The sequence below is a fragment of the Methylomonas sp. LWB genome (assembly GCF_001856095.1).
GTDB classification, from domain to species: domain Bacteria; phylum Pseudomonadota; class Gammaproteobacteria; order Methylococcales; family Methylomonadaceae; genus Methylomonas; species Methylomonas koyamae_A.
Genome location: NZ_MKMC01000018.1, coordinates 43,551 through 50,423, shown reverse-complemented (window position 1 = coordinate 50,423; position 6,873 = coordinate 43,551). Strand labels below are relative to the sequence as shown.

Here is a 6,873-nt window from a genome sequence, read left to right as displayed (position 1 = left end):
ATGGTCGAGCTTCGCCGGTCATCGGCGGTCTAATTCAACGGTTTATAAGCCCATTTTAGTCGGCACCGCCGCCGGATTTCACCAATCGCAGGCTCCGTAACAAAGAACGCCGGTTAGCTCGCATCCCTTGCCTATAGTCCTGTTCGAATAACGCCAGTTGCCAGCCAGCGCTTGGCACTCGGATGCCATCCAACGCCTGTTAGCGTTCTAGTAAACAATGTAGCGCGTGTTTCTGAATTTAGCCTACGCTTTTCATCTGCGGACTGCCCCATCGTCCGCCGTATCAGCCACGCCCAAAGGAGCCCGACATGAACCAGCATCTGATTTCTTTAAGCCTTTCCGATAATGATCTGAACGATATAGATGCCGCCCTGAAAATATTGGAAGACCGCTTCGCCGGCTTTCTGGTCTTAACCCCGGAAGAGCGTCGCGCCATCCCCAAGATGGGCGATAAAACCGAAGCGTTTTGCCGTCAGACGCTGACGGTGTCCAGCCAAAATACGTCCGCCATTCCGCCCGGTCTGGATACCGCCTCGGCGGAAGCCGATCTGGCGACGCTCGATAGACTCCGCCCTCGCCTGCATCGGCTGCGCGATTTATTGAGCAGAGCCGAAGATACCGACATGGCACTGGGCAGCGATATTTATAGTTTTAGTCTGGATGCTTACGCTTCGTTGAAAATCGCCGGTAAAGGCGCGGGATTGGAAACGCTGCGGCAGGCGATGTCGGTTCGATTTAACCGCGGCGCCAAGCCAAAAACCTAAACCGGCCAGCCTGTCGGCTAAACAAGATAAGTAGGTCAGCCGCCCGGCTCGGCCTTCCGGCACACCAACTAAGCTCAAGTCCATAGCGGAATAGATAAAGGCAAGGCTCGCAAGCTTTGCCGCTAACCCCGCAAGCTTATTCGCAGCACTCGCAAGGTTCCAAGCCTTGCCCGCAAGGTAAATGACTTTGCGGGCAAGGCAATTTTCTCTGGGCGTAAGCCTAAAAGCCTTGAGCGCAAGGCATTAAACTCCAACCACACGCTTATTTGGCTTGCGCGCAACGAAAAAAACCTTGCCCGCAAGCCAAATAAGCTTGCGCACGACTCTAATTTGCTTGTGCGCAAGGCTCTGACGCTTGCGAATCCGGCAACGCATCGATCATGCCGACCCAGTACGTTTGTACCGGCACAAATGCGTTATTGCCAAAAGCCGCCAAACTGCGCCAGCATGCCGGCAGTGTTTAAAAACCACGGCAAACGCATCGCTATCTCGGACCGTAAAGCAGGCAAATTCACCGGTTACTGGATTTGATTTGCGTAATACGTATACACTCGCCGTAACGACATTCACGGACTACGACGATGACCTACGCCCGTATTTTTCAATCCGGCAACAGCCAGGCCGTGCGCTTACCCAAGGAATTTCGCTTTAACCTAAAAAGGGCAGTTGGCGTGTATTGCGGGCCGTTCGTGCTGAGCAACGTCGAAGCATGGACGGCTCGCAATACACTCACCAAACGGGTGAATGAAAAATCCCGCGCGCCCTTCGACAAGCTCAGGACGAACGGGATTTTTCATCGCCAAACTGCTCTTTTTAGGTTTAACGCCGACCGCGTGGAAATCTTTCGTCGCGGCGCCGAAGTCGTGTTGCGCGCCCCCCATCAACGCGGCAGCGATATTCGACCTTACCCGAAGACTTCATGGCCGAAGGCCGCGACGACAGCCAACCCCAATAGCGCGAAGCGTTTTGATGGACCCTCATTACCTGCTCGATACCAACATCTGCATCTATATCGCCAAATATCGCCCACCCGCCGTGCGCGAGCGATTCGCCCGCCACTCCGCCAGCGAACTGGCTATGTCGGTGATTACCCTGGCCGAATTGCGCTTCCGCGCCGAGAAAAGCCAGGCGCGGAAGCGCGCGATTGCGGCCATTGAAGAATTGACCGGCCTGATTCTGGTCTACGACTTGGTCGAACCAGCCGGCGATCACTACGGCAAATCCGCGCCGACCTCAAAACCGGCCAGCCGATAGGCAACAACGACTTGTGGCTGGCCGCTCATGCCCGATCGCAAGACTGGATACTGGTGACTAACAATGAACGCGAATTTCTCGGGGTACCGGGGTTGCGGGTTGAGAATTGGGTGAGTTAGTTCCTTTTACTCACCACCCGCCTTTACAGTCTGTGCTGGAAGCGATAGCTTACGAAATTAAGCATCTAAAATTAAGCCTAGCTAATCTCGCAATTAATGCTATCGCCCCCTTGCTGACAGATATGATTTAATTTGCTGTGACAGGAAAAGACAAATAAGCTGTCATTCAAGATGTAGGTGCGATTAGCTTGCGTAATCGCACATTTCGAAGTCAACGTTCCTCCTACGCGGGCTGAAATTATATAATTATCACTTTAAGGTAAGCATGTATCTCAAGAAGATTGAAATTGAGAATATTGGACCAATCGAGGAATTATCAATTGATTTTCCATTGACCGAATTAGGAACTCCAAATCCGTTAATTATTGTTGGAGAAAATGGATCAGGAAAGACAATCCTACTTTCCCATCTCGTCAACACCCTTATCACGACTAAACAAACGGCCTTTGATGATGTAGAGGTAGAGCACGGGAAAGTTTACAAATACAGAAGTCCTCAATATATCAAAGCTGGTAAACACTACTCATATGCGCGTGTCGAGCTAGGCGCAGGACAGTATGTCGAAGAATGGCAGCTCGATACAATAAAATCAAAATTCCAGAAAAGTCACTCATTTATCCCTACACGGCAATCCTGGATATCCATCCAACACGATGCAAGCTCCCATTTTGATAGCTCTATAGCTCAAAACGAACAAGTCGCCAAAAAACTGTTTGAGCAGAAGTGCTGCTTATATTTTCCAGTTAATAGGTTTGAGGAACCCGCATGGTTAAACACAGAAAATCTAAAAGAGCGTGCAACTTATACTGAACTAAAGCATATCAGACGTCACTCCAACAGAAGTCTAATCTCTACATCTCCTCTCAAGGCGAACAGAAACTGGCTATTAGATCTGATATTTGATCGCCAAGCTTTTGAATTAACCACTAAAAACGTCCTATTTCCAGTAGGCCCAAATCAAGAGAACATAGATGTCAATGTATTCGCAGGCTTTCAAGGTCAGAGTTCAACTATATACGAAGCCGTACTTCAACTGCTTCGTGCGACACTCCGTGTCGACGGAGAAATTCGACTTGGGGCTGGTACTAGACACAATCGCCTAATATCAATCCTAAAAAATGAGGCTCCCTGGATCCCAAATATATTTCAACTTTCGACAGGTGAAGTGCTACTTCTAAATCTATTCCTTTCAATAATACGAGATTACGATCTAAGTGGCGGCGCATTAGAAAATCTAAGCGACATCAAAGGGGTCGTTGTCATTGATGAAATTGATGCGCACCTGCACACCAGCCATCAAAAGGAGGTCTTACCCGACCTTATTGCATCGTTCCCCAATGTTCAATTCATAATAACAACTCACTCACCGCTTTTCCTTCTAGGCATGGAAGAAAAGTTTGGCTCAAATGGCATCAAAATCGTAAATATGCCTCATGGTGAAACTGTTTCTGCATCTGATTTTTCTGAATTCACGGCGGCTTACGAGGCATTCAAACAAACCAACCAACACAGACAAGAAATCGCGGAAGCCCTGAAGGCAAACTCTCGACCAATTGTCTTCGTCGAGGGGGATTACGACATTAGATACATCACCAAGGCGGCGGAACTCCTTAAAAAGCCCTATATCCTTGACGCCATCCAGCTTAGAGATGGGACAGGTTTTGGTAACCTGGATAAAATATGGCGCTCTTACGAAATTCAGTTGGCGGAATTGCTACCATCAAAGATTCTTTTACTTTATGACTGCGACACAAACAAAGCGGCGGCGGAAAAGGGAAATTTAATAAAGCGGGTCATTCCAACCAACACTAGCTCTCCAATAAATATCGGCATAGAAAACCTTATAACTTCAGAATTAATAAGTCAACTAGAGACAAGCCATCCGCAATTTATCGATTTGACTGAGGTAACTACTAAAAGAGTACGCGGTCAAGAAGTTATTACGCCTGCAAAAAAAACAGTTAATAAAGATGAAAAGGGAAATATGTGCAACTGGATTTGTGCTAATGCAACAGCGGATGATTTTCGAAGTTTCTCTTCAGTATTTGATATTATCGAAGAGACTCTATTGAGGCAGTAGTTGCTAATTGGGACAACTGGTTATTTTTGGTGATGACATCCACTTATCGAACTGCCGTCTTTCAGTGTGAGAGTGAGCGCCGAATGACAGCTTTCCATCTCGGAATTGCCACTACGCTCAAATCGTTGAATGTCGCAACATGGCCGACAGCTGTCGGATAATATTAACCAAGCAATCCACCCCTTTACTTTGTAAAGTGATTCGATCGCCCTTGAACCGCCTATAAAAACCAAAATAAGGGATGCAGTCTTCTCACAATGTCACACCGCCTCGGCATCATCTCCGACACCCACGGTCTGCTGCGACCGGAAGTGCTGGCAGTTTTGCAAGGCGCGACCAGATTATCGACGCCGGCAACATTGGCAAGCCCGAGGTATTGCAGCGATTAAACGAGTTGGCGCTCCGAGGCTGGTGCTCGACAGCCGTATCAGGTCGTGCTAGACGCCGCCGGATAAGCCGCGCCAAAGGCCGCAAAAAGCAGGCCCGGCATAAGCTTGAGCCGGCCTCATGCACCACCAAGGACCGGCAACCGTGAATCCATTTTCCACATACACAGAGTTGCAGAGTCATCCCTGTTTCAAATGATCGATGCTTCAGATATTGGTGCGCCCACAGCGCGAAGCTAAACCGATGCCGCCGATCGCCGAAACAAACAGCCAAACGGCGCCGGGGATCGGTACCGCCGAGGCGTAGAGCTGGCTGGCGGACAGACTGTTACCGTCTTGCAATACCGTCAGTCCGGTCGCGCCGCCGTCTTCGAACGCCAGAACCTTGAAGGCATACAGGCCGCTGTTGGTGAATTCGACGTTGGCGGAACCGCCGCTCAGGCTGTGGTCGCCATCGGCATCGATGACGGTGGTGCCGCCGATCTGCAATCTCGCGCCGTCGTCCGAAGCCAGACTGAATTGATAAGTCCCTGGGGCCGTAACGGCTAAATAACCGGTTAACACCAGTCCGTGATCGGACAGATTGCTCACACTATTCGGCGACAGGTTCACCGCATTCCCGCCAAGATATTGCGCCAGTGTCGAATCGTCGCCGATGGTCGTATTGCAAGTGGGGAAGCAAATCGAAGTCGCGGTAAAGGTCGCGGTCGGACCACTGCTCTGGCCAATCAACGTTTCGGTAGTCGCCAGATTTCCCGGCCAAGAATTAAAAGCATAATAACTGCCGCTCAAACCGCTACCCAAAAAGCTGGGTAGCGCGATCGAGCTGGTTAACACCACGTCGGCACGGGCGGAACCGATACCGGCCAGTAATCCGAGCAACAAAGAACCCGCAAACAGAGTTTTCATACATTTCTCCTAAGACCAAGAGGACGATATAAACGACTTGCCCACCAAAACCGGTGACCATACCGGGCGCTTATTTGTAACACAAACAGAACGGTTTTTAGGGGGTGTATGGAATGCGCCGGTATTCGGCCGATCAAAACCGCTCATCGCCAGTAGCGTTTCACCGGCAAACGTCCGCGGATTTTCCGATGCGGGCTTACGACGTGGGATATTCTCGGGCTGATGCGCAAAATGCCGGTGTACTTTACAAGACACCGGCAGGTTCATTTTCGCGGGTGATTCGGCCTAACTAAGGATTTGCTCTGCGCTTCCCTAGGCTTTGCAGTAAGACGGTATCCAACTGCGGGCCCTCATATACTCCGGCAAATCGTTGTAATCAAAGCTTTCGCCGTGTTTTATCATTTGCTCGACGTCGAATAACAACGCCACTTCCGGAATATCGTTGAAAAACAGTTTGTAAAACGGTTTCACCAAAATTCGGGAAATCCGAATTCCGATCGGACCGATAAAGTTTCGGCGCTGCCCAACGTGGGCGATCTCGTCTATCGTGATTTCGTCGAGTAAAGCCTTTAAACGGTCTCGCACTTCCGGCTCTTCGGCCAGCACGTCGTCGAACAGACGGTGTAAGTGACAATAGTAAGTCACACCCATCAGTTCGGTAACGAAGGCCGGGGTATCCATTAAATAGCCGGGTAATTTCGGAAACTGGCGATAAAACCATTCCTTGCTGGGGCTCAACGGCGCCCATTCCACGCGGTCCAGGCCGCAGGTCTTGAGCATTTCGTCGAACAAGCGCCAATGGCAAAACTCTTCGGCCAAATGCACCCGGCTGATTTTATCCTCGACACTGTGCGAATCCGCCATCGTCGGCACCACTTCCCAGGCCGCCTTGATGCCGACCCATTCATGCCGGGCAAATTTGTAAATACTCGTCAGCATCAACGTGAGTCTATCCAAGGCGCGGGGATCGTCTTGCATCGTTACATAGTTACGGTAAAACGCGTCCGGATCGGACAAGGGTTTGCGCAAGCGCACCGGGTGCTCTTGAAAATACTGCAAGCGTGCGCGTTTTTTAGCTAAATCGCGCTCCGCTTCCAATAACTCCCCACCGTGTTGTTGGGTAAACGTCCAGTAATTTTCAAAGTTATCCAGCCGTTCCTGCCTGGTCGCGGCGGAAAAGACGGAACGGTATTGGCTTGATGAGCCCATGGGATGATTCTCCTGATTGAGGGGGTGGCAATGAGCGGAACATCGCCGGTTTAAAGTCTGTATCGTGAAACTGACCGCTTGACGCGGGTAGCGAACCGAGCCCAACGAAGCATGCGGCGCCATTCGGAACATGCCTTCCGAAGCGCGCACCA

The 6,873-nt window shown here is 50.3% G+C and carries 5 protein-coding genes; 3 read left to right on the top strand and 2 right to left on the bottom strand.

Annotated features, from left to right (window positions below; translation table 11 throughout):
• The first annotated feature begins 308 nt into the window (after positions 1-308).
• The 3 genes from BJL95_RS09865 (at position 309) to BJL95_RS23840 (ending at position 4,217) form a co-directional block, all read left to right on the top strand.
• Positions 309-764 carry a hypothetical protein gene (locus BJL95_RS09865; RefSeq protein WP_071157342.1) on the top strand — a complete coding sequence of 152 codons (456 nt, stop codon included), beginning with the start codon at positions 309-311 and terminating at the stop codon, positions 762-764.
• Between the two features lie 969 nt (positions 765-1,733).
• Positions 1,734-2,018 carry a PIN domain-containing protein gene (locus BJL95_RS09860; protein WP_254786758.1) on the top strand — a complete coding sequence of 95 codons (285 nt, stop codon included), beginning with the start codon at positions 1,734-1,736 and terminating at the stop codon, positions 2,016-2,018.
• 384 nt (positions 2,019-2,402) lie between these two features.
• Positions 2,403-4,217 (top strand): AAA family ATPase, encoded by a 1,815-nt coding sequence (locus BJL95_RS23840; protein WP_083385867.1) that lies wholly within the window; start codon positions 2,403-2,405, stop codon positions 4,215-4,217.
• A gap of 593 nt (positions 4,218-4,810) precedes the next feature.
• Here BJL95_RS23840 and BJL95_RS09850 read toward each other — a convergent pair.
• On the bottom strand, positions 4,811-5,512 hold the full coding sequence (locus BJL95_RS09850; protein ID WP_071157554.1) for a PA14 domain-containing protein: 702 nt from the start codon (positions 5,510-5,512) through the stop codon (positions 4,811-4,813).
• Between the two features lie 312 nt (positions 5,513-5,824).
• Positions 5,825-6,721, bottom strand: coding sequence for a hypothetical protein (locus tag BJL95_RS09845; protein ID WP_071157552.1), 897 nt, complete (start codon positions 6,719-6,721; stop codon positions 5,825-5,827).
• Positions 6,722-6,873: the final 152 nt, after the last annotated feature.